This is a genomic window from Thiomicrorhabdus immobilis, from assembly GCF_021654855.1.
In the GTDB taxonomy this organism is placed as follows: domain Bacteria; phylum Pseudomonadota; class Gammaproteobacteria; order Thiomicrospirales; family Thiomicrospiraceae; genus Thiomicrorhabdus; species Thiomicrorhabdus immobilis.
The window spans coordinates 1,899,329-1,920,088 of the sequence record NZ_AP024202.1 but is presented as its reverse complement, the minus strand read 5'-3'; the positions used below and the strand labels follow the sequence as shown (position 1 = coordinate 1,920,088).

Here is a 20,760-nt window from a genome sequence, read left to right as displayed (position 1 = left end):
CGTTAGGGTTCATATGAATGAAGTTTAACGAAGCGGGTAAGAAAAAAGTTGAAAATAATTTAAAATAAATTGTTGACAATGAATTGATTATCCACTTATAATAAGCGGCTTACCGAGAAGGAAAAGCACTGAGTTGCTTCTTCTTCTCGAAGAGACCTAAGTTCTTTAAAAATCAGGTAATTCAGAGATAATTTATGTGGAAACTCCTTAAGTGAGTGACCAAATAAAAAATCTCGATTTTTGACAAATATGTATATTGGTAATGAATAATTTATTATTTATTTATCATGTTTCACTTTGTCAATTCCGAGTGTTTATTTCCAGAGATGGAATTGAAATATATCAGCAAGATTAAACTGAAGAGTTTGATCCTGGCTCAGAATGAACGCTGGCGGTAGGCTTAACACATGCAAGTCGGACGGAAACGATGAAAAAACTTGTTTTTTCAGGCGTCGAGTGGCGGACGGGTGAGTAACGCGTGGGAATCTACCCTATAGTTGGGGACAACGTATGGAAACGTACGCTAATACCGAATATGCTCTACGGAGTAAAGGTGCCCTCTCCTTGGAAGGTATCGCTATAGGATGAGCCCGCGTGAGATTAGCTAGTTGGTGAGGTAATGGCTCACCAAGGCGACGATCTCTAGCTGGTTTGAGAGGATGATCAGCCACACTGGGACTGAGACACGGCCCAGACTCCTACGGGAGGCAGCAGTGGGGAATATTGCACAATGAGCGAAAGCTTGATGCAGCCATACCGCGTGTGTGAAGAAGGCCCGAGGGTTGTAAAGCACTTTCAATTGGGAGGAAGGTTAAGTAGTTAATACCTGCTTAATTTGACGTTACCTTTAGAAGAAGCACCGGCTAACTCTGTGCCAGCAGCCGCGGTAATACAGAGGGTGCAAGCGTTATTCGGAATTACTGGGCGTAAAGCGCGCGTAGGCGGACTATTAAGTCAGTTGTGAAAGCCCTGGGCTCAACCTGGGAACTGCATCTGATACTGGTAGTCTAGAGTTTAAGAGAGGGAAGTGGAATTCCAGGTGTAGCAGTGAAATGCGTAGATATCTGGAGGAACATCAGTGGCGAAGGCGACTTCCTGGCTTAAAACTGACGCTGAGGTGCGAAAGCGTGGGTAGCGAACGGGATTAGATACCCCGGTAGTCCACGCCGTAAACGATGTCAACTAGTTGTTGGTCTTATTAAAAAGATTAGTAACGAAGCTAACGCGATAAGTTGACCGCCTGGGGAGTACGGTCGCAAGATTAAAACTCAAAGGAATTGACGGGGGCCCGCACAAGCGGTGGAGCATGTGGTTTAATTCGATGCAACGCGAAGAACCTTACCATCCCTTGACATCCTGCGAACTTTCTAGAGATAGATTGGTGCCTTCGGGAACGCAGTGACAGGTGCTGCATGGCTGTCGTCAGCTCGTGTCGTGAGATGTTGGGTTAAGTCCCGCAACGAGCGCAACCCTTATCTTTAGTTGCTACCATTTAGTTGAGAACTCTAAAGAGACTGCCGGTGATAAACCGGAGGAAGGCGGGGACGACGTCAAGTCATCATGGCCCTTATGGGATGGGCTACACACGTGCTACAATGGGGGGTACAAAGAGCAGCCAACTGGCAACAGTGCGCGAATCTCAAAAAACCCTTCGTAGTCCGGATTGGAGTCTGCAACTCGACTCCATGAAGTCGGAATCGCTAGTAATCGCGGATCAGAATGCCGCGGTGAATACGTTCCCGGGCCTTGTACACACCGCCCGTCACACCATGGGAGTGGATTGCAAAAGAAGTAGGTAGCTTAACCTTCGGGAGGGCGCTTACCACTTTGTGGTTCATGACTGGGGTGAAGTCGTAACAAGGTAGCCCTAGCGGAAGCTGGGGCTGGATCACCTCCTTTAAGATAAAAAAGGTTGCGAGCTTAAGTGAGTTTTCACATAAATTGTCTCTGAATTACATGAAAGTATAGTGAACGACCCGGGTCTGTAGCTCAGTTGGTTAGAGCGCACCCCTGATAAGGGTGAGGTCGGTGGTTCAAATCCACCCAGACCCACCAATTTTGGCTGCTTTGAATCTTTTTACTTGCTCATTTGCTGATAGCAAACTTCGCAACTAAAAAAATCCAAATCATCTCAAAATACTATTGGGGCTATAGCTCAGCTGGGAGAGCGCCTGCCTTGCACGCAGGAGGTCTGCGGTTCGATCCCGCATAGCTCCACCAATACTACTCTTAATGAGTTTTGGTTTAAGTTGAAAGATTTAAATGCAGAGTTTATTAACAGTACTATTGGTTGTTTTAGTCAAAGCGATTTGATTGAAACGGACAAAACTGAAAGTTCTTTAACAATTTGGAATAGATCTCTCGATTGAGGATTTTAGATACAAGCTTCTTATTTAGTTAAGAGGTAGTTGGTCTAAGAACTCAATCAAATGAGAAGCCTATGTCACAGCCGACATTTGTGACATAGGTGTGGTAAGTATCCCTTCCAGGTGCTTACCACGCAAACTGGATAACGAATCTGGTTCTTAGGAATCGGAAGAGTTATCAAGTATAGGTAAAATATATAATTGAGAATACTCAAGCGTATATCATGACAGCGAAAAACTTTTAGTTGCGTACACTCATCAGACCTTATAAACAGAAGCTTAGTTATTAAATGGTATAGCTACCAAATTAAGTGGAGTTAACAAAAGGCATAAGGTTATTTTTGAGTTGTATAGTTAAGTGACTAAGCGTACACGGTGGATGCCTAGGCAGAAGAAGGCGATGAAGGACGTAGTAACTTGCGATAAGCCACGGGGAGCCAGTAAACATGCTTTGATCCGTGGATTTCCGAATGGGAAAACCCATCCAATATGGATATCCTGCTTGCAGGAGGCTAACCCGGGGAACTGAAACATCTAAGTACCCGGAGGAAAAGAAATCAACCGAGATTCCCTAAGTAGCGGCGAGCGAACGGGGACCAGCCCTTAAGCATTTATAAGATTAGTAGAATAGTCTGGAAAGTCTAACGATACAAGGTGATAGTCCTGTATACGAAAATCTTTTAAGTGTGAAATCGAGTAAGACGGGACACGAGAAATCCTGTTTGAACATGGGGGGACCACCCTCCAAGGCTAAATACTCTCTTCTGACCGATAGTGAACCAGTACCGTGAGGGAAAGGCGAAAAGAACCCCTGAAGGGGAGTGAAATAGAACCTGAAACCGTGTACGTACAAGCAGTAGGAGCAGACTTGTTCTGTGACTGCGTACCTTTTGTATAATGGGTCAGCGACTTACATTATGTAGCGAGATTAACCGAATAGGGGAGTCGTAGGGAAACCGAGTCTTAAATGGGCGTTTAGTTGCATGGTGTAGACCCGAAACCGGGCGATCTATCCATGGCCAGGTTGAAGGTGCCGTAACAGGTACTGGAGGACCGAACCCACGTATGTTGAAAAATGCGGGGATGAGCTGTGGATCGGAGTGAAAGGCTAATCAAGCCCGGAGATAGCTGGTTCTCCTCGAAAACTATTTAGGTAGTGCCTCATGTCTTACTGTTGGGGGTAGAGCACTGTTATGGTCTAGCGGTCCGTCAAGGATTAGCAGCCCATTGCAAACTCCGAATACCAACAAGTACAATCATGGGAGACAGACTGCGGGTGCTAACGTCCGTAGTCAAGAGGGAAACAACCCAGACCGCCATCTAAGGTCCCTAAATATTACTAAGTGGGAAAGGATGTGGGAAGGCTCAGACAGTCAGGAGGTTGGCTTAGAAGCAGCCACCCTTTAAAGAAAGCGTAATAGCTCACTGATCGAGTCGGCCTGCGCCGAAGATTTAACGGGGCTAAGTAATATACCGAAGATGCGGATGCATGTTTACATGCATGGTAGAGGAGCGTTCTGTAAGCCTGCGAAGGGGCATTGTAAAGTGTCCTGGAGGTATCAGAAGTGCGAATGCTGACATGAGTAGCGATAAAGGGAGTGAAAAGCTCCCTCGCCGAAAGACCAAGGTTTCCTACGCAACGTTAATCGACGTAGGGTTAGTCGACCCCTAAGACGAGGCCGAGAGGCGTAGTCGATGGGAAGCAGGTTAATATTCCTGCACTTTTTATTACTGCGATGGAGGGACGGAGTAGGCTAGATCAGCTTGGCGATGGTTGTCCAAGTTTAAGGATGTAGGCATGTATCTTAGGCAAATCCGGGATACTTTATGCTGAGACCTGATGACGAGTCCTCTTTTGGACGAAGTGATTGATGCCATGCTTCCAAGAAAAGCTTCTAAGCTTCAGGTAATAAAAAATCGTACCCCAAACCAACACAGGTGGTCAGGATGAGAATTCTAAGGCGCTTGAGAGAACTCGGGTGAAGGAACTAGGCAAAATGGTACCGTAACTTCGGGAGAAGGTACGCCCCCTAAGGTGAAGGACTTGCTCCGTAAGCTTCTGGGGGTTGCAATAAAATGGTGGCTGCAACTGTTTACTAAAAACATAGCACTGTGCAAAATCGAAAGATGACGTATACGGTGTGACGCCTGCCCGGTGCCGGAAGGTTAATTGATGGGGTTAGCGTAAGCGAAGCTCTTGATCGAAGCCCCGGTAAACGGCGGCCGTAACTATAACGGTCCTAAGGTAGCGAAATTCCTTGTCGGGTAAGTTCCGACCTGCACGAATGGCGTAATGATGGCCACACTGTCTCCACCCGAGACTCAGCGAAATTGAAATCGCAGTTAAGATGCTGCGTACCCGCGGCTAGACGGAAAGACCCCGTGAACCTTTACTACAGCTTTGCACTGGACTTTGATACTATCTGTGTAGGATAGGTGGGAGGCTTTGAAGCAACAACGCCAGTTGATGTGGAGCCAATCTTGAAATACCACCCTGATATTATTGAGGTTCTAACCTAGGCCAGTGAATCCTGGTCAGGGACAGTGTATGGTGGGTAGTTTGACTGGGGCGGTCTCCTCCTAAAGAGTAACGGAGGAGCGCGAAGGTACCCTCAGCACGGTCGGACATCGTGCAATGAGCGCAAGAGTAAAAGGGTGCTTGACTGCGAGACTGACACGTCGAGCAGGTGCGAAAGCAGGTTCTAGTGATCCGGTGGTTCTGTGTGGAAGGGCCATCGCTCAACGGATAAAAGGTACTCCGGGGATAACAGGCTGATACCGCCCAAGAGTTCATATCGACGGCGGTGTTTGGCACCTCGATGTCGGCTCATCACATCCTGGGGCTGAAGTCGGTCCCAAGGGTATGGCTGTTCGCCATTTAAAGTGGTACGCGAGCTGGGTTTAGAACGTCGTGAGACAGTTCGGTCCCTATCTGCCGTGGGCGTTGGAAAATTGAGAGGGGCTGCTCCTAGTACGAGAGGACCGGAGTGGACGAACCGCTGGTGTTCGGGTTGTCATGCCAATGGCATTGCCCGGTAGCTATGTTCGGAAAGGATAACCGCTGAAAGCATCTAAGCGGGAAACCTGCCTCAAGATAAGTTTTCCCTAGACTTTAAGTCTTCTGAAGGGCCGTTAGAGACTATGACGTTGATAGGCAAGGTGTGGAAGTGCAGTAATGTATGAAGCTAACTTGTACTAATTACCCGTGAGGCTTAACTATACAACTCAAAAGTGACTTGTAAGATGATGAAAATCAACGACAAGCGATGTTGTGATATACCTTGAGTATACTCAAATAGATACCGAATACTGATAGTTAGATCTATTCCAAAGAATTTTACGAGGTTGACTACCGTCAGCCCGTAACACCAAATTGCTTGGTGACAATAGCAAGATGGAACCACCTGATCCCATTCCGAACTCAGAAGTGAAACGTCTTAGCGCCGATGGTAGTGTGGGAGGTCCCATGCGAGAGTAGGTCATTGCCAAGCTTATATTCTAAAAACCCGCCCTGTGCTCAGCACTTGGCGGGTTTTTTTTTAGGTTTTATTTAGCATCAGTCTGTATTAATCTAGTAATATAGAGATATGTAACTATACGGATTTTAGAATGTACCAAAGCTACTTTGATTTGAAATCTCTTCCGTTTAAAACAACTCCAGATTTGGAGCTATTCTATAAAAACGGTTCTCGTGAAGAAATATTGGAAGCACTTATTTACACCGTAACGAGAGGTGACGGTATCATTAAAGTTACTGGTGAGGTTGGAAGCGGCAAGACAATGCTTTTGAGACTTTTGGCTAGTAAATTACCTTCTCAATTTGAAGTCGTCTATATCAATTCTCCCAATCTATCAGCTATGGATATTGTTTTGTATATTTGTAGTGAACTCAAAATACCAATTTCGAATTCCGATCATAAATTCACTTTGACCAATGCCTTGAACCATAAATTGCTTGAGTTGCACTCCATGGGGCGCAAGGTTGTGATGCTGGTAGATGAAGCTCAATCGATGACTTATGATGGTCTTGAGGAGCTTAGGTTGCTAAGCAATATTGAGACTGACAAACATAAGTTATTGCAGATTGTTTTGTTTGGGCAGCCGGAACTGGATGTTGCTATTGAAAACCCGAAGATCAGGCAGTTAAAGAGCCGTATATCTTATAATATTTACGTTCCTCCTTTATCTTCAGAGGATGTTCAGGCATACCTTAATCACCGTATGCGTAAGTGTGGCTATACAGGTTTAGATGTATTTGGCTTACCTATCTCTAAAAAGATACAAAAAATTACTGATGGGCTTCCTAGAAATATTAATATTTTGGCAGATAAGTTATTAATGATTTTATTTGGTTCTGGTGATAAAGTTGTAACTGATAAACATTTAAGAAGTATTTCCAGGTATGAGTTCAACTCTAGAGATGCGGAATCTGATTACTTAAATTATATTTTACTGTCTGTCGTTTTTATTGTTTTGATTACAGTAGTTGTTTATTTATTTATTCCTAGTAAAGATATTGGTTTAGTTCCAGCAAACACTGTTTTAATAGAACAATCCAATGGTTATAAGCAAACTTCTAAAATAGTAGAACAAGCTACTGTTGGTAAACTCCCTAAAGAGGATAGCCAGGCTGTAGTTCAGAAATTATTAAATATATCTAATACTAATAAGGGTGAAATTAAACTAATTGGTGGGGATAAAATCAATGGAAATCGCTCATCAGAAACAAAACAAACTAATTATCGTATAGAAAATCCTAGTGCGATTCTTAACGATAAAGAAGCATTACTTAAAATATTGAGTTATCATTCAAAGGCAAGGGATTGGTTGTTGAACCTTGATGATGGTTATGTAATCCAGCTTTCAACAAGGCATATTAGAAGTCTTGATACGATATTGACGTTTTTTGATGAGACTGTAATAGATCCTAAGTCGCTTTACATTTTAATTGATTATAATAAAGATAAAGATGTTTATAGGTTAAAGGTCTTTTATAAATCATCCGTCAATTTTAAGAGCCTGCAACAAGAGTTGGTGAGCTTACCCAAAAGACTCAAAAGGTCGGGGCCTTATATTATTACAACGAAGCAATTGGTACAGAATTTGCATTCTACTGATCTAAAACTAAAAGAAATTGGAATAATCAATGAATAAGAATATCAATACATTCAGTTCGAATTTAATTATCTTTACTTTATTGTTTACGATAGGTGGATGTCAGGAATCTTCTGTCAAAAGAGATCCTATAGCGCCTCCTGTCTCAGAAAAGTTGGCTCCGAGTGGACATATACAAGCCAAGCCTAAAGTTGAAGATGTTGTATCTCCTAGCGCAGCTATCCCTGGTGTTGTCACTACCCAAATACCTTCTTTACCTCCTTTAAGAGGTATGGCTAAAGAAGAAAATTATTCTATATCAGCTGTCAATGTTCCTGTGGCAGAGTTGCTGTTTAAGCTAGCAAAAGACTCTGGTAAAGAAATGGATATTTATGCAGGTATCGCCGGGAATGTCACCATTAATGCTATAAACCAACCGCTGGATAGAATTTTAGAAAGAATCGCTGAGCAGGTTGGATTTATTTATGAGTTAAACAACAATACTATTGCAATTAAGCCAGATTTCCCGGAGTGGAGAAATTATAAAGTTGATTATGTCAATATCGTTAAGAAAAGTAATGACTCTATTGATATGAAAATGAGTGTATCTTCTTCCACAACGGCTAGTCGAGCTGGTTCTGCTAAAGCTAGTTCTACTAAAGTCTCTGTTGAATCTGTTCATAACTTTTGGGATAAGTTGGAAAAAAATGTGCAGTTACTTGCGCAGCTGGATCCTAATGCAAGTAGAGTCATTTTGGCCAACCCGGCTAATAATGGTCAAATGACGAATACTCCATCTCCTTCATCGCCAGCATTATCTAGTATTTCACAAAATACTGTCGTCAATCCGGAAGCAGGTGTTATTTCGGTTTACACGACTTCACTAAAACATAAGTCAATTAAAGAATATATCGATGAGGTTACTCAGCGTGCTGAAAGGCAGGTCTTGATTGAAGCTACTGTCGTTGAAGTTCTTCTTAATGATGATTACCAAGCCGGTATAGATTGGTCATTATTTGGTGATAGAGCTTTCGGTAATGATGGCGGTTTAAGAATAAGTTCTCCTTTCTCTGGGCCAACTGATGGTTTCTCCGTCGCCACTGTCGACAATGCAGGAAGTCTTATCAACGGTGCGATGAGTGGTGACTGGAATATATTAGCTAATTTAAAATTACTAAAGCAGTTTGGAGATTCAAAAGTTTTGTCTAGCCCAAAAATTATGGCAATTAATAACCAAACTGCTCTGTTAAAAGTCGTTAACAATCTCGTTTATTTTTCTGTAGATGTCACGGTTACTCCTGCTACAACTGCAGGGGCGTTGTCGACAACCACTTATGAAACAGAGATTAATACGGTGCCGGTTGGTTTTACAATGAGTGTGACTCCGTTTGTTAGTGAGAATGGAGATGTTACATTAAATGTTAGACCAACAATTTCTAGAAAAATTGGTGAAGTGAACGATCCTAACCCTGATTTGGCAAAACAGGGTGTTGTCAGTTCAATTCCAATCATTCAAGAAAAAGAAATGTCTTCTGTGTTAAGGCTAAAAGACCGTCAGACTGCAATCATTGGTGGGTTGATTGAAGATAATAACTCTAATACCCGCACAGGATTACCGTGGGTAAGTGATGTTCCTGTAGTTGGCGATTTGTTTTCTACAAGGGATGATTCGACTCAGAAAAGTGAGCTTGTGATTTTTATTCGCCCTGTAATCGTGAAAAACCCTGATGTCGATAATGGTGATTTGAATTCCGTTAGTCGTTTTCTTCAAACTGATAAATATTAACAAAGTGATGTTGTTATGAGTGTATTGCTTGAAGCTTTAAAGAAAGCCGCAGATGAAAAAAAGAATTCACAAAATTTAGCTGTTGATAATTCTATTTTGCAGGGTGAGGATTCTAATAAGCATGAGACTGATTTATCTTCTCAGGCTGAAGAAATGGCTATATCAATTGATTCGAATGGTGAACATATCGAATCTGCAACCGCTCAAGGCACTATTAACGAAGATAAGGCTTTGTTTAGCCTCAAACCTTTAGAGTCTAGTGAGAATCCAGAAAAGGTTTCAGAGAGCAGTAATCCAAGTCTAGATTCAATTCTCGACTCGTCAGCAGATGATGTTGAACCTTCCGAGAACCTACCCTCAGAAAATTTAAAAGAACTTGATTTAACTGAAGATTTAACTCTACGAGATAGTGGTCTGAAGTTAAAAGTTTCTCCTGACGAAGCTCTAAAAACTGAGCCGTCTAATGAAGCAGATAATGATCTTGATTCCCTAATTAACTCTTTAGATATTGATGAAACAATGCCTGTAGGGAATGTTCGTTTGGGCGAAGCTAACAATCAAGGCTTAAATATCGTTGATAGCCACACTTCAGAAAATGGCTCTGCTGGCTCAGCATCCACCTCAAACAATACTTCAACATCTTCTACTGATTCAAGTGATAGCAAGCAAAACTTTGTGTGGAGTATGGATGATTTGCCTGGTTATGCATCTGCAGATGAAACTTCTAATTCCGACGATTCAGCCAATACGGCATTATCCAGCAATCCTGTTTTGATGAGTAAGGAAGAAACTAAACCAAAAATTGTAAAAAGCTCTAAGGCATCAGCGAGAACCATTGTTAGTTTAACTGTCGTATTCCTTTTTGTAGGAATAGGTGCGTATGGAATGTTCTACTATCAACAGCAAAACAAAGCGTTAGATGCAAGTATGAATAAATACAATCTTGTAAAAATGGAGTTTGCTGAACAGAAAAAATCAGATGCTTTTAATTCTAAAGCGGAATCAAAAGAGGGTAACATTGAATCATCTAGCAAAGATGCGTCTACAACAAATGTTGCTGATGATGTGTTATTGGCGAGTAACGATTCAACTGACACTCCGTCACAAAAAGCAGCAATGATTGCCGCTGAAGAGGATCAGCAAGTTCTAAATAATCTTAGCGATACTGAACAGAGAGAGGTCACTCAAACTGAATCGCAATTGAAGAATAACCTCAATGCTTCCAATTCGAAAAACAGCCCATCAACGAGTAAGAAGCCTACGCCAGTTACAGAACCAAAGAACTCAAGGGTTTCTTCACCGTCTAAAACGGTTAAGCCATATAGAAAACCTACGGATAAGCCAAAGGTTATCATTCAAACTACAAACTCGACTATGTCTGAAGCTTACCAGGCGTATGACAATAGGGATTATAGTCAGGCTAAAATATTGTTCAATGATGTTCTTGCAAAAGAACCTAATAACATCAATGCATTGTTAGGTTCAGCGGGAGTAGCTATTACTGAAGATAAATTCTATTCAGCAATCAACTTTTATCAAAAAGTTTTAGATAACGAGCCAAACAATTTATATGCCTATGAAGGGATTGCTAATTTGTCAGGTAAAGTTGTTCTTAATCATCAGTGGGAGCAGGAACTTTTCGCAATGGCGGAACAGTATCCTAAATCTGCAATATTACAATATACGAAAGGTAATCTCTTCGCTAAAAAGGCGGATTGGTTAGAGGCTCAAAAGAGTTACTTTAATGCCTATGCTTTAGATTCATCCAATCCTGACTATATGGTTAACCTAGCAGTTAGTTATGACCGCTTAGGCCAATATAAATTAGCTGACCAATACTATACACAGGCACTCGGTTACTCTGAACAAAAGCCTGTTAGTTTCGACCCGAATCAAGTTAAGGATAGACTGATTTCGATTCGTCAATTCATTATTAAGGGTAAATAAATGCAGACTCCAATGCTTCTTGGAGAGCGTTTAGTACAAGAAGGCTATATTTCAACAGATCAGTTAACGATTGCCTTAACTGAACACAAACGATCAGGTCATAAGCTTGGCGAGATTTTAGTATCCATGGGATTTGTGGATGTTGAAGTGGTTCGCGAAGCCGTCGGGAGTTATGTTGGCTATAGCTCTATGAGTCTTAAGGGTGTGGTTCCTGACCCTAAAGCCTTGTCGTTAGTGTCTGAAACCTTTGCTCATAATTATCAGTTGATGCCCATCAGCTTGACGGATAATGTCCTCAAAGTGGCTATGTCTAATCCAGGGGACATACTTGTTTTAGATAAATTAAGAAGACATCTTCAAAATCCACAAATTCAAGTACAACCCGTTTTAGTTGTTGAAGGTGAGATTCAAAATGGAATCGATAACTACTATGGATATGAGTTATCAATTGAAGGAATCTTAAGAGAGTTAGAAACCGGAAAAGCGGATTTAAACTCAATCTCTTCAAGTAATGAATACTCGCAACCCATGGTTCGTCTTGTCGATAACTTATTGACGGATGCGGTAAAGCGTAATGCATCAGATATCCATTTTGAACCCGAAGAAGAGTATATTCGTATCCGTTATCGCATCGATGGAGTGCTGCAGCAAATTCGTCTTTTGCATAAGATGTTTTGGTCTGGTTTGGTGGTGCGTTTGAAAGTTATGTCTGAATTGGATTTAACTGAGCAGCGCATACCTCAGGATGGGCGAATGACCTTGATTGTGCAGGGTCGAAGAATTGATTTTCGTGTTTCATCCTTACCAGGTTCACATGGTGAGAACTTTGTATTACGTATTCTTGATCGTGAAAAGGGGATTGTTCCATTAGACGACTTGGGACTTGATAAAGATTCTTACGATGACTTGAAGATTATGATGGGAAGGCCTACAGGTATTCTGTTGGTAACAGGCCCGACAGGTTCAGGTAAAACGACTACACTTTATTCCATTTTAAATGAATTAAATGATGTAGGTGTTAATATCATGACATTAGAGGACCCTGTCGAATATCCAATGTCATTGATTCGTCAAACGCCGGTAAACGAGGAAATCGGGATGACTTTCGCGGCAGGTATCCGCGCTTTGTTACGACAAGATCCAGATATTATATTGATTGGTGAGATTCGTGATGCTGAAACTGCTGAAATGGCAATTCGTGCTGCAATGACTGGTCACCAAGTATTTGCCACTTTACACACAAATTCTGCGATTGGAGCTATACCGCGGCTGTTAGATATTGGCGTTTCCCGTTCAATTATGGCCGGTAACATGATTGGTATCGTTGCACAACGTTTAGCCCGTAAATTGTGCAAATATTGTAAAGAACACTACGAGCCAGAGGATTTCGAAAGAAAATTATTATCGATTTCCGATGGCGATAATTACACACTTTTTAAAGCAAAAGGCTGTGATAAATGTAACGGTGTGGGTTATAAAGGTCGTTTAGCCGTTCTTGAAACATTAAGGTTTACTTCTGATATGGATGAGTTGTTATTGGAGGGTGCCTCACAACATGCCTTATTGGAAAAAGCGATTGAAAATGGTTTTTCAACCATGGCTCAGAGTGGAATTCGTTGGGTCAAACAGGGGGAAACCACATTAGAAGAAATAAGCCGTGTTGTAAACTTAACAGAGCTTTTATAGGTGAGGTTATAAATGGAAAACTATCATTACACAGGAATTAACAAGTATGGAAAGCGTGTTAATGGAGTTCTGCCTGCTACCAATGAACAGGAACTTGAGCAAAAGCTCATCAAATCGAATATTGATTTGCTTTCATATAAAAAACAGTCAAGTTCATTTTCCCTTCTCGGTAAAGCTAAAGTAACCCGTAAAGACATCATAGGCATGACTATCCAGCTTGAGCAGCTGTTACGTGCAGGTGTACCGCTTTTAGAAATCATCAATGATTTAAAAGACCATTTTGAAAGTGATGCCGTTAAAGAGATGTTGGCGAATATTTATGAGTCGATGGAAGGTGGTGCGACTTTTTCCGAAGCATTAAAACAGTTTGAAAAAGAGTTCGGTGAAGTATATGTTTCATTAGTCTCTGTTGGCGAAAAGACCGGGCAACTAGAAGATATTCTTTTGGATTTGGCAAATATGCTTAAATGGGAGGATGAACTGGTTTCTAAGGCTAAAAAGGTCATGATCTATCCGGCGATTGTGGCCACGGTGGTCATTGCTGTTGTGATTCTGATGATGCTTTTTGTTGTGCCAGAATTGCTTGGGTTTATTACCTCAATGGGTGGTGAGCTTGGCTTCGCAACCATAGCGTTGATTGCGACTTCGGGTTTTATCCAAAACTATATCGTAGAAATCTTTGTTGTTCCAATGATACTGATCTTCTTATTGAAATGGTGGCGTAAACAATCTGATGAATTTAAAACTAAAACAGATGAAATGACATTGCACCTTTGGATTGTCGGTCCTGTATTGTATAAGTTAAAGCTGGCACGTATCGCTAACTCGTTAGCGGTTATGTATGGAGCAGGGGTTAGCTTTCCTGAGGCGCTGAGAATGTCGAGTGTCATTGCGGGTAATAAATATTTAGAAGGCAATATCAACCAGGCCGTTAGAATGATTGAAGAGGGGAAGCCTATATATGAGTCTTTTGATGAAGCTTCAGTCTTTCCGTCAATGGCTGTTCGTATGATTAAAGTCGGTGAATTAAGTGGTGGTATGGACACCGCTTTAAAAAATGTCAGTTACTTTTATGACCGTGAAGCCAAAGAGATGATTGAAAAGATAGAGCCGACCATAGAACCTATATTAACAGTGGTAATGGGCTTTGTTGTGGGTTGGGTAATGATTGCGGTTCTAGGACCGATTTATGACACTATTGCACAGGTACAGTAAAAATGAGATATGTTTTTTATATTACAGATAATGGTGTTACAGCATATAACAATGACGTTTCAATAACAAAAGGGGCGGCTCAACATTTTGAGTGGACCGATGTTGCACTTATTGATGAATATCTCAGCGCTCTACCCGAAAATGTTGAAGCAGAAATTGTTCTAGATTTAGTCGATGAAGATCTATATTTTGAATGGGCACCTAAAGTCCATCCTTGGGAAAAGGGTGCGATTGCAGAACGTCGTAAGCAACGAATTAATGTGGATACGGTTGCTTTGTCTGAAGTCCATTGGACAAATAATACCAGAACCAGTGAAGATGGCCGTAAAGAGGAGCTTATTCTTTCCGCAACCGTCACAGATTCATTCAAGTTAAAGAGCTTCTTAAGCAATCTTGAAGAAGCTCAAGTGGTGATTAAGAATATCCACTCTAAGGCGTTTCTCTTAGAACAGTTCTTTGCAAAAAAAGTTCGTCCTTACCTGAAGCTGACTCGACAAGACCTTAAAAAAGCTTTTTTATTGGTTACCCATCAATCAGAGAATATTTTCAGACAAACGTTCTTTTATGATGGCGAACTTAGATTAAGCCGTTTGGTGGAGCTGGATAAAGATTTTGATGACATGGATTCTGCCATCCAAGCGTTGGTAGATGAAACTAAAATGGCGATAACTTATGTTTATAACCAGAGAATCATTCCTTACGAACATCCTATCGGTTATGTCTTTTTAGATGCAGAACAAACCATTCTCGACTCGGTTTTGGGTAAATGTAGAGAAGAGGGTTTGATTCACGAAAACTGGGATGAGAACGATTACTTTGTCGGAGCTGCCAGTTTTAGACAAATTATGCCGGACGGCATCAATTGTGGCCAAAGCCATTCCCCTTGTTATTCGATGCAATCGGTGGTCGATTTTATTTTCACTGATCGACCAAGCGGCTTTTACCACACACCTTATGTTAAGAAAATAAATTTATTACTCAATGGCAGTAGGGTATTCACATCGATTAATATTTTGGTGTTCCTCATCGGTTTATATTATGTATTGATTACAGGTATAGATACCTTGCTAAGCTGGCAAAAACAAGCGATGTTAGAGCAAAAGATTGCTGAACATCAAGCGGAAAAAAGTCGTCTCCAAGAGATGGTAAAACTCCAAGACGATGCCCAGAAAATCAAAGCCTCGGTAGAGTTCTCAGAATCGATATTGAAGCTGAAAGTAAATCGTTTAATCAGTTTTGATATAAACGCGTTGAGTGAGGTGTTTGCAAATCATTCGAATATCCAGCTTTCTACAATTGATTGGAAGACTTTAGATCGATTTGATAGTCGTCGAAATCAGATTGATATCAAAGCTTGGGTTTTTCCTTTTTATGAAACATACCATAATCCGGTTAAATGGGTGGATGAGTTTGTTGCAGAGTTGAAAACCATCCCTGGCATAGAAATGGTGGAACTGCAAAAAGAACCATTAAATCGAAAATTAAGCCAGTCTTTAGCAATCAATTCTGAAATGAAAGACGTTCAAGCATTGCCATTTACTGTTACGTTGAGGGTGAAAGATGTCGAGCCTAAGTAGTTTTTTAACAGATCCGCTAACACGACACTTTTTTAGAAAATTACTGATCATTTTTCTAATCTTGGTAATCTTGTTAGGAGGTGCTTGGTATGGGTATGGTGAAGTTCAGAAAGAGCTGTCAGCACAAGAAAAACCTAAAATCCAAAAGCTGAATTCATTACGTAGCCAAGTGAAATTTTTGCAGCAGCAAGTGCGTCTTTACCAGGAATATGGTGAGAAATATGAAGAGCTGGTCAAAAAAGGTTTGGTTAAGCCACAAGATCGCGTATTTTGGACAGATTCTCTAATCAAACTGAAGGATCAGTATATTATCCCGGAGTTAAGTTTCTCTTTTTCTCCAGAGAAACCTTTAAGTAGTGGTCAGTTTGCTAAAATTAAAATACCGAATGGGATGTTTTTTTACAGTGATGTGGTCATTAAAATGTCTTTGCAACATGAAGAGGACTTATCAAGGCTTTTTGAAAGCATCAGCCAAAACATTTCTCCTCTTTACTTAGTTAAAAACTGTGATGTTAAACTGAAAGATTCTGGTCATGATATTAATGCTAATTTTGATTTAACAAGTGGCAATATAACCGCGAACTGTTCGCTAATTGTTTTCCATACACATGACAGTCTGATTAAGCAATCTCTCCCATAGGGATGGCATTAAGGGTTAAAAGATGAAAAATATAGCACTCACATCCATGTCGCTTAGCTTTATTATGCTAGTGGCGCAGGCAAATTGGGTCTTCGCCAGTGAAATAGCTGAAAAAGAAGCGAATATAGAAAAACTCAAGGTCGTAAACAACCAGGTATCGCCTCATTTTAAAAAGTTGTTTCTAAGTACCAAAGACCGCCTCAGAATCGATAAACAGCGTGAAGCTTATTTAAATCCTCCTGTCGCACCACAAAAGGAAGAGTTGGTTAAACTCGAATCCAAACAAGCTGATGCTATCGCTAAGCCAAAGAAAAAACGTATTTATATTCCTCCACGCGTGGCGATTTCTGCTGTTATTGTTAAACCTGACGGCTCAACGATTATCAGGGTGAATAATAAGTATGATCAGTCACCATCAAAACATATCAACCTTGATTCCACACATGCCAATATTAACGGGGTACCCATCACGGTAAATGGTAAAACCCAAATTGTTCCGGTTGGTACTACGTTATTGACGCATAAAAACAGAACGGTAGATACTTATAAGCTGGACGCTCAAGCACGTCAAAGAGCCATGCCAAAAACCGAGCAGAAAGCGGTTAAAGAAAGATTAGAACAAGTTCAGATTTTAAACGCTGATCCCACCAAAAAATGATTATTGATATCTCGACTGTTACGCTTGTTGCCTTGTCGATAAGCGTAACGATTATTTTGCTATTATCGCGTTCCATCTATTCCAAAAATCAACGTTTGGCTAATCAAATTCAAATCAGTCAAGATTTGGAGAACCAGCTCAATTACCAGCAATCTCAGTATGAGAATCTTTCAACCAGTTACGCTAAACTTGAAGTGGTTGTGCAGGCCAATCGCCTGCAAATCGATGAATTGCAGGCGATTAAAGGTCAGGCAGAGCAGCTTACTAAGCAGCAGACTGTATTGAACCAACAGTTAGATGAAAAAGAATTGGCTTTAGAAAAACTCCGAGAAAGATTGTTAAGCAGTGAATCGCAACTTGCGGAATTACAGATTGCTTTACAATCTGAAAAGGAGTCCTCTTCAGAGAAAATAGCGCTGCTTGAGTCGGCAAAAAAACAGTTGGCAGATGAATTCAAGGTATTGGCCAATCAAATTTTCGATCAGAAGCAGGCGCAATTCACACAATCCAGTCAATCCACTATCGAAGCCGTCTTAAAGCCGATGCAAGGGGCCTTGGATGCGTTCAAAAGCCGAGTGGAGTTGGTTCATAAAGAGGACTTGGAGGGTCGTGCCAGTTTAAAAGAACAGTTAAAGCAACTGCATGCGTTAAACTCGCAAATGACCGAAGAAGCGCAAAACTTAACCCAGGCTTTAAAAGGTGATAGTAAAACCCAAGGTAATTGGGGTGAGTTGATTCTAGAACGTTTGTTGGAGCGTTCGGGGTTAACTGAGGGGGTAGAGTTCGAGCGTGAAAAGAGTTTTACCGATGACCATGGCAAACGTCTGCGCCCCGATGTGATTATCAATATGCCTGACAACAAGCATGTAGTCATCGATTCCAAAGTCTCTTTACTACATTATGAGCAGGCTTTAAACGCCGATGACCCTTCTGCAAAATCCATAGCCTTAAAGTCGCATTTAGTCAGTTTGCAAAAACATATCGCTACTCTTGCCGATAAACGTTATGAACATTTAGACCAACTGAATGCACCGGATTTTGTATTGATGTTTGTACCTGTAGAGGGCGCTTATCTGATGGCGATTGAAGCCGACAGTCGTATTTTCGAGGATGCCTTTGAAAAACGGGTTGCGGTGGTCACGCCAACCACTTTGTTTACTACGCTGAAAACCATCGAGCAGCTGTGGCGTTATGAACGTCAAAGTGAAAATACCGTCAAACTGATTAAAAGAGCGGCAGAAGTTCATGACAAGTTTGTCGGTTTTGTCGAGAGCTTTGAAAAAGTTGGTAAACAGTTGCAAACGGCACAAACTACCTATGAGCAGTCGCATAAACAGATGATTTCAGGACAAGGTAATTTGGTCAGGCAAGCTGAGATGTTAAAGAATTTGGCGGGCAAAACCAAAAAAGAGATACCACAACATCTCTTAAATGAAGCAGAGCTGACCACCGAAGCGTTAGCTGAATTGACGGATGACTAAAACGAACCAACTTACCAGGCCTGGTAAGATTGAAGAAATGTTTTTTATCGATTAATTTTAGAGCGTAATTTGTAGGCAGCGCCACGTTTTACCTTGCGATTGCGCCTGTTCAATACGTTGTTTTAAACTGTCTGGTAAATTTGTTATGGCCGTTTCAGTGTAGTGATTGCGCTGATAGAACTTGAGTAGATGGGGTTCGGCAAATGCGGCAATCATTTTGATTTCACGATTGGATTTTTCTTGATTGGCGATATGCTCTAGCAGCTGACTGGCAATGCCTTGTTTACGCCAAGCGGATTCTACAAATAGCCCTCTTAGCCAAAAAGTTGTAGGGCTATCCTCCACCGGCAATAAACGCGCTACACCAATGAGCTTGAGGTGGTTTCTGACAATATAGATTTTATCGCCACGGTTTGCAGAGTGAGTTTGGTTTCTTTTTAAGAAATGTTTGATTTCGTAAAAGGCTTCGCTGGAAGCGACTTCAAAGGTAAGGGCGTTTGGCATCTTGGCGTTAAGTCTTTTGTCGGTGTTTGTATCTATGGTTTATTCTTTTATAGGGTTACTGCAATAACATGTCTAGAGTGATTTGTAGCCAATGTCAGCGTCCGCAAAAGGTCTGTATTTGCGATTTTATCAAGCCAATTGTTAACGGCATCGAGATTGGTATTTTACAGCACCCATCCGAAGTAAAGCAGATAAAAGGTACCGCCATCATTGCCATCCACGCGTTAAGCCATTGTCAGTACTGGGTTGGTGAGTCAGTTGATGCATTACCAGGCCTGGTAAGTTGGTTGCAGGATGATAAGCCGGTTTTATTGCTTTATCCTGAAACTGAAAATCAGACTACCGTGGTGGCCAATTTAGCGATTGATGAAATAAAGTCACAATACCTAAACCATTTCAAGGTGCTTATCTTGGATGGTACTTGGCGTAAGACTTTTAAAATGATGCAGATTAACCCATCGTTAAATGCCTTGCCAAGAATTGCGTTAACGCCGAAAAGCGCATCCGGTTACCAGATTAGAAAACAGAAAGATGAACAGTCGTTATCGACGATTGAGGCGATTTATGAATTATTGTCCCAGCTTGAAAATTCAACTGACAAGTATCAGCCGCTATTGACCGCTTTTGAAAAGATGCAGCAGCAACAACTGGCCTTTAGACAAAACGCAGATTAACTTTTTTAGTGCTTTTCGTTGAGTTTTTCGTGATCCACTTCTTCTCTGAGTTTTTTGAAGATAAAGAGGTTGGAAATCGAAAAATTAAAGCCCATTCCCATCAGTACCCCAATGATTAACGCCAAAATCATGTGTTCTGTAAAGAACGGCACATATTTGGTCAGGGTGTAATAGGTTCCATAGTTCACGGTAAAACCAAGTAAAGAGCTGGTGGCGAAGGCTCCCCATTGGGTGGTCTTTTTCGTTTTTTCTCTATGGCTGAAAGTGATGGTGCGGTTGAGCATCCAGTTCCAAGTGACTGCAGGCCAAAACGAGATGGCTCGTGCTACGGTATGTGATGCGCCAAACATCTGCAAGACCAAGTAAAACGCTAAATCAACGATAAAGCCGCTGGCACCGACAAAGGCAAACTGAAAGAATTCGGCTTTGGTTTGAAATTTGTATTGGTACAGGCGACGCAGGTGGCGTAAATATTTTAGTTGTTCACCCAAAGTGAGTTTGGATTCACCATGAATGCGGTCGACAAAATGAATCGGCACTTCGGAAACAACCGGAAAGTCTCCCTTGACCATGACTTCTAAGGCGATTTTATAGCCAATTGGCGAGAGGTTTTGCGAACAGGGAATATCTGCCTTACGAATCGCAAAAAAACCAGACATTGGGTCTTTTACACGTGTAATGGGCAAAGCAGGAATCGTCGCCACGACCGAGTTGATATAGCGCCATAAAGTCCAGCTTTCATCAATGCTTCCCCCCTCAACGTAACGTGAACCCAAAACGAAGTCACTTTCGCCATCGCGTAATTGCGCAACCATTTTAGGAATAGCCGACGCCGGGTGAGAAAGATCCGCATCCATCACCACCACAAAGTCACCTTGTGCTTCATTAAAACCGTCAATCACCGCTGGTGATAGGCCACGGTTCTCTGTTCGCGTCACAATGCGAATCGGGTGGATCGCTTGCAGTTCGGCTACTTTTTCAATAGAGCCATCTTGTGAGTTGTCGTCCATGATGATGATTTCATAGGAAGATTCGCCGGCTTCAGTGAGGGCGGTTTGAATCATTTCACTGAGTGGCTGAAGGTTTTTAACTTCCTGATAAGTAGGAACAATAATCGATATCATGACTTCGA

Annotated in this window: 12 protein-coding genes, 2 tRNA genes and 3 rRNA genes; 15 read left to right on the top strand and 2 right to left on the bottom strand. The window is 41.5% G+C overall.

What is annotated here, in order from left to right; all coding sequences use genetic code 11:
- The first annotated feature begins 353 nt into the window (after positions 1 to 353).
- The 14 genes from L6421_RS08760 to L6421_RS08695 all read left to right on the top strand — a co-directional run bounded on the left by L6421_RS08760 (position 354) and on the right by L6421_RS08695 (position 18,450).
- A 16S ribosomal RNA gene (locus L6421_RS08760) occupies positions 354 to 1,899 on the top strand.
- Between the two features lie 79 nt (positions 1,900 to 1,978).
- Positions 1,979 to 2,055: transfer RNA gene (locus L6421_RS08755), tRNA-Ile, on the top strand.
- Positions 2,056 to 2,144: 89 nt separating this feature from the next.
- Positions 2,145 to 2,220 (top strand) — tRNA-Ala (locus L6421_RS08750).
- A gap of 498 nt (positions 2,221 to 2,718) precedes the next feature.
- Positions 2,719 to 5,586: ribosomal RNA gene (locus L6421_RS08745) — 23S ribosomal RNA — on the top strand.
- A gap of 156 nt (positions 5,587 to 5,742) precedes the next feature.
- Positions 5,743 to 5,857, top strand: a 5S ribosomal RNA gene (gene rrf, locus L6421_RS08740).
- The 16S, 23S and 5S rRNA genes sit together here with 2 tRNA genes alongside, the layout of an rRNA operon.
- 118 nt (positions 5,858 to 5,975) lie before the next feature.
- Positions 5,976 to 7,520 carry an ExeA family protein gene (locus L6421_RS08735; protein ID WP_237261425.1) on the top strand — a complete coding sequence of 515 codons (1,545 nt, stop codon included), beginning with the start codon at positions 5,976 to 5,978 and terminating at the stop codon, positions 7,518 to 7,520.
- Positions 7,513 to 9,246, top strand: a complete 1,734-nt coding sequence (gene mshL, locus L6421_RS08730) for a pilus (MSHA type) biogenesis protein MshL (RefSeq protein WP_237261424.1) — start codon at positions 7,513 to 7,515, stop codon at positions 9,244 to 9,246. The genes L6421_RS08735 and mshL overlap by 8 nt, the downstream gene beginning before the upstream one ends.
- Before the next feature lie 15 nt (positions 9,247 to 9,261).
- Positions 9,262 to 11,193 carry a hypothetical protein gene (locus L6421_RS08725; RefSeq protein ID WP_237261423.1) on the top strand — a complete coding sequence of 644 codons (1,932 nt, stop codon included), beginning with the start codon at positions 9,262 to 9,264 and terminating at the stop codon, positions 11,191 to 11,193.
- On the top strand, positions 11,194 to 12,879 hold the full coding sequence (locus tag L6421_RS08720; protein ID WP_237261422.1) for a GspE/PulE family protein: 1,686 nt from the start codon (positions 11,194 to 11,196) through the stop codon (positions 12,877 to 12,879).
- Positions 12,880 to 12,891: 12 nt separating this feature from the next.
- On the top strand, positions 12,892 to 14,094 hold the full coding sequence (locus L6421_RS08715) for a type II secretion system F family protein (protein ID WP_237261421.1): 1,203 nt from the start codon (positions 12,892 to 12,894) through the stop codon (positions 14,092 to 14,094).
- Positions 14,095 to 14,096: 2 nt separating this feature from the next.
- Entirely contained in the window at positions 14,097 to 15,671 is a 1,575-nt protein-coding gene (locus L6421_RS08710) for a hypothetical protein (RefSeq protein ID WP_237261420.1), read from the top strand.
- The gene (locus L6421_RS08705) at positions 15,655 to 16,311 is read left to right on the top strand and encodes a hypothetical protein (RefSeq protein WP_237261419.1); all 657 of its coding nucleotides are present in this window, start codon (positions 15,655 to 15,657) and stop codon (positions 16,309 to 16,311) included. Before L6421_RS08710 ends, L6421_RS08705 begins: the two co-directional genes overlap by 17 nt.
- Before the next feature lie 22 nt (positions 16,312 to 16,333).
- Positions 16,334 to 16,969: a hypothetical protein gene (locus L6421_RS08700; RefSeq protein ID WP_237261418.1), complete on the top strand. Its 636-nt coding sequence runs from the start codon at positions 16,334 to 16,336 to the stop codon at positions 16,967 to 16,969.
- On the top strand, positions 16,966 to 18,450 hold the full coding sequence (locus L6421_RS08695; RefSeq protein WP_237261417.1) for a DNA recombination protein RmuC: 1,485 nt from the start codon (positions 16,966 to 16,968) through the stop codon (positions 18,448 to 18,450). Before L6421_RS08700 ends, L6421_RS08695 begins: the two co-directional genes overlap by 4 nt.
- Positions 18,451 to 18,507: 57 nt before the next feature.
- Here L6421_RS08695 and L6421_RS08690 read toward each other — a convergent pair whose 3' ends face one another.
- Positions 18,508 to 18,954: a GNAT family N-acetyltransferase gene (locus tag L6421_RS08690; protein WP_237261416.1), complete on the bottom strand. Its 447-nt coding sequence runs from the start codon at positions 18,952 to 18,954 to the stop codon at positions 18,508 to 18,510.
- 68 nt (positions 18,955 to 19,022) lie between these two features.
- Here L6421_RS08690 and L6421_RS08685 point away from each other — a divergent pair, with 68 nt between their 5' ends.
- Positions 19,023 to 19,628: a tRNA-uridine aminocarboxypropyltransferase gene (locus L6421_RS08685; protein ID WP_237261415.1), complete on the top strand. Its 606-nt coding sequence runs from the start codon at positions 19,023 to 19,025 to the stop codon at positions 19,626 to 19,628.
- A gap of 5 nt (positions 19,629 to 19,633) precedes the next feature.
- Here L6421_RS08685 and L6421_RS08680 read toward each other — a convergent pair whose 3' ends face one another.
- A complete protein-coding gene (locus L6421_RS08680; protein ID WP_237261414.1) occupies positions 19,634 to 20,752 on the bottom strand; it encodes a glycosyltransferase in 1,119 nt (372 codons plus the stop codon).
- Positions 20,753 to 20,760: the final 8 nt, after the last annotated feature.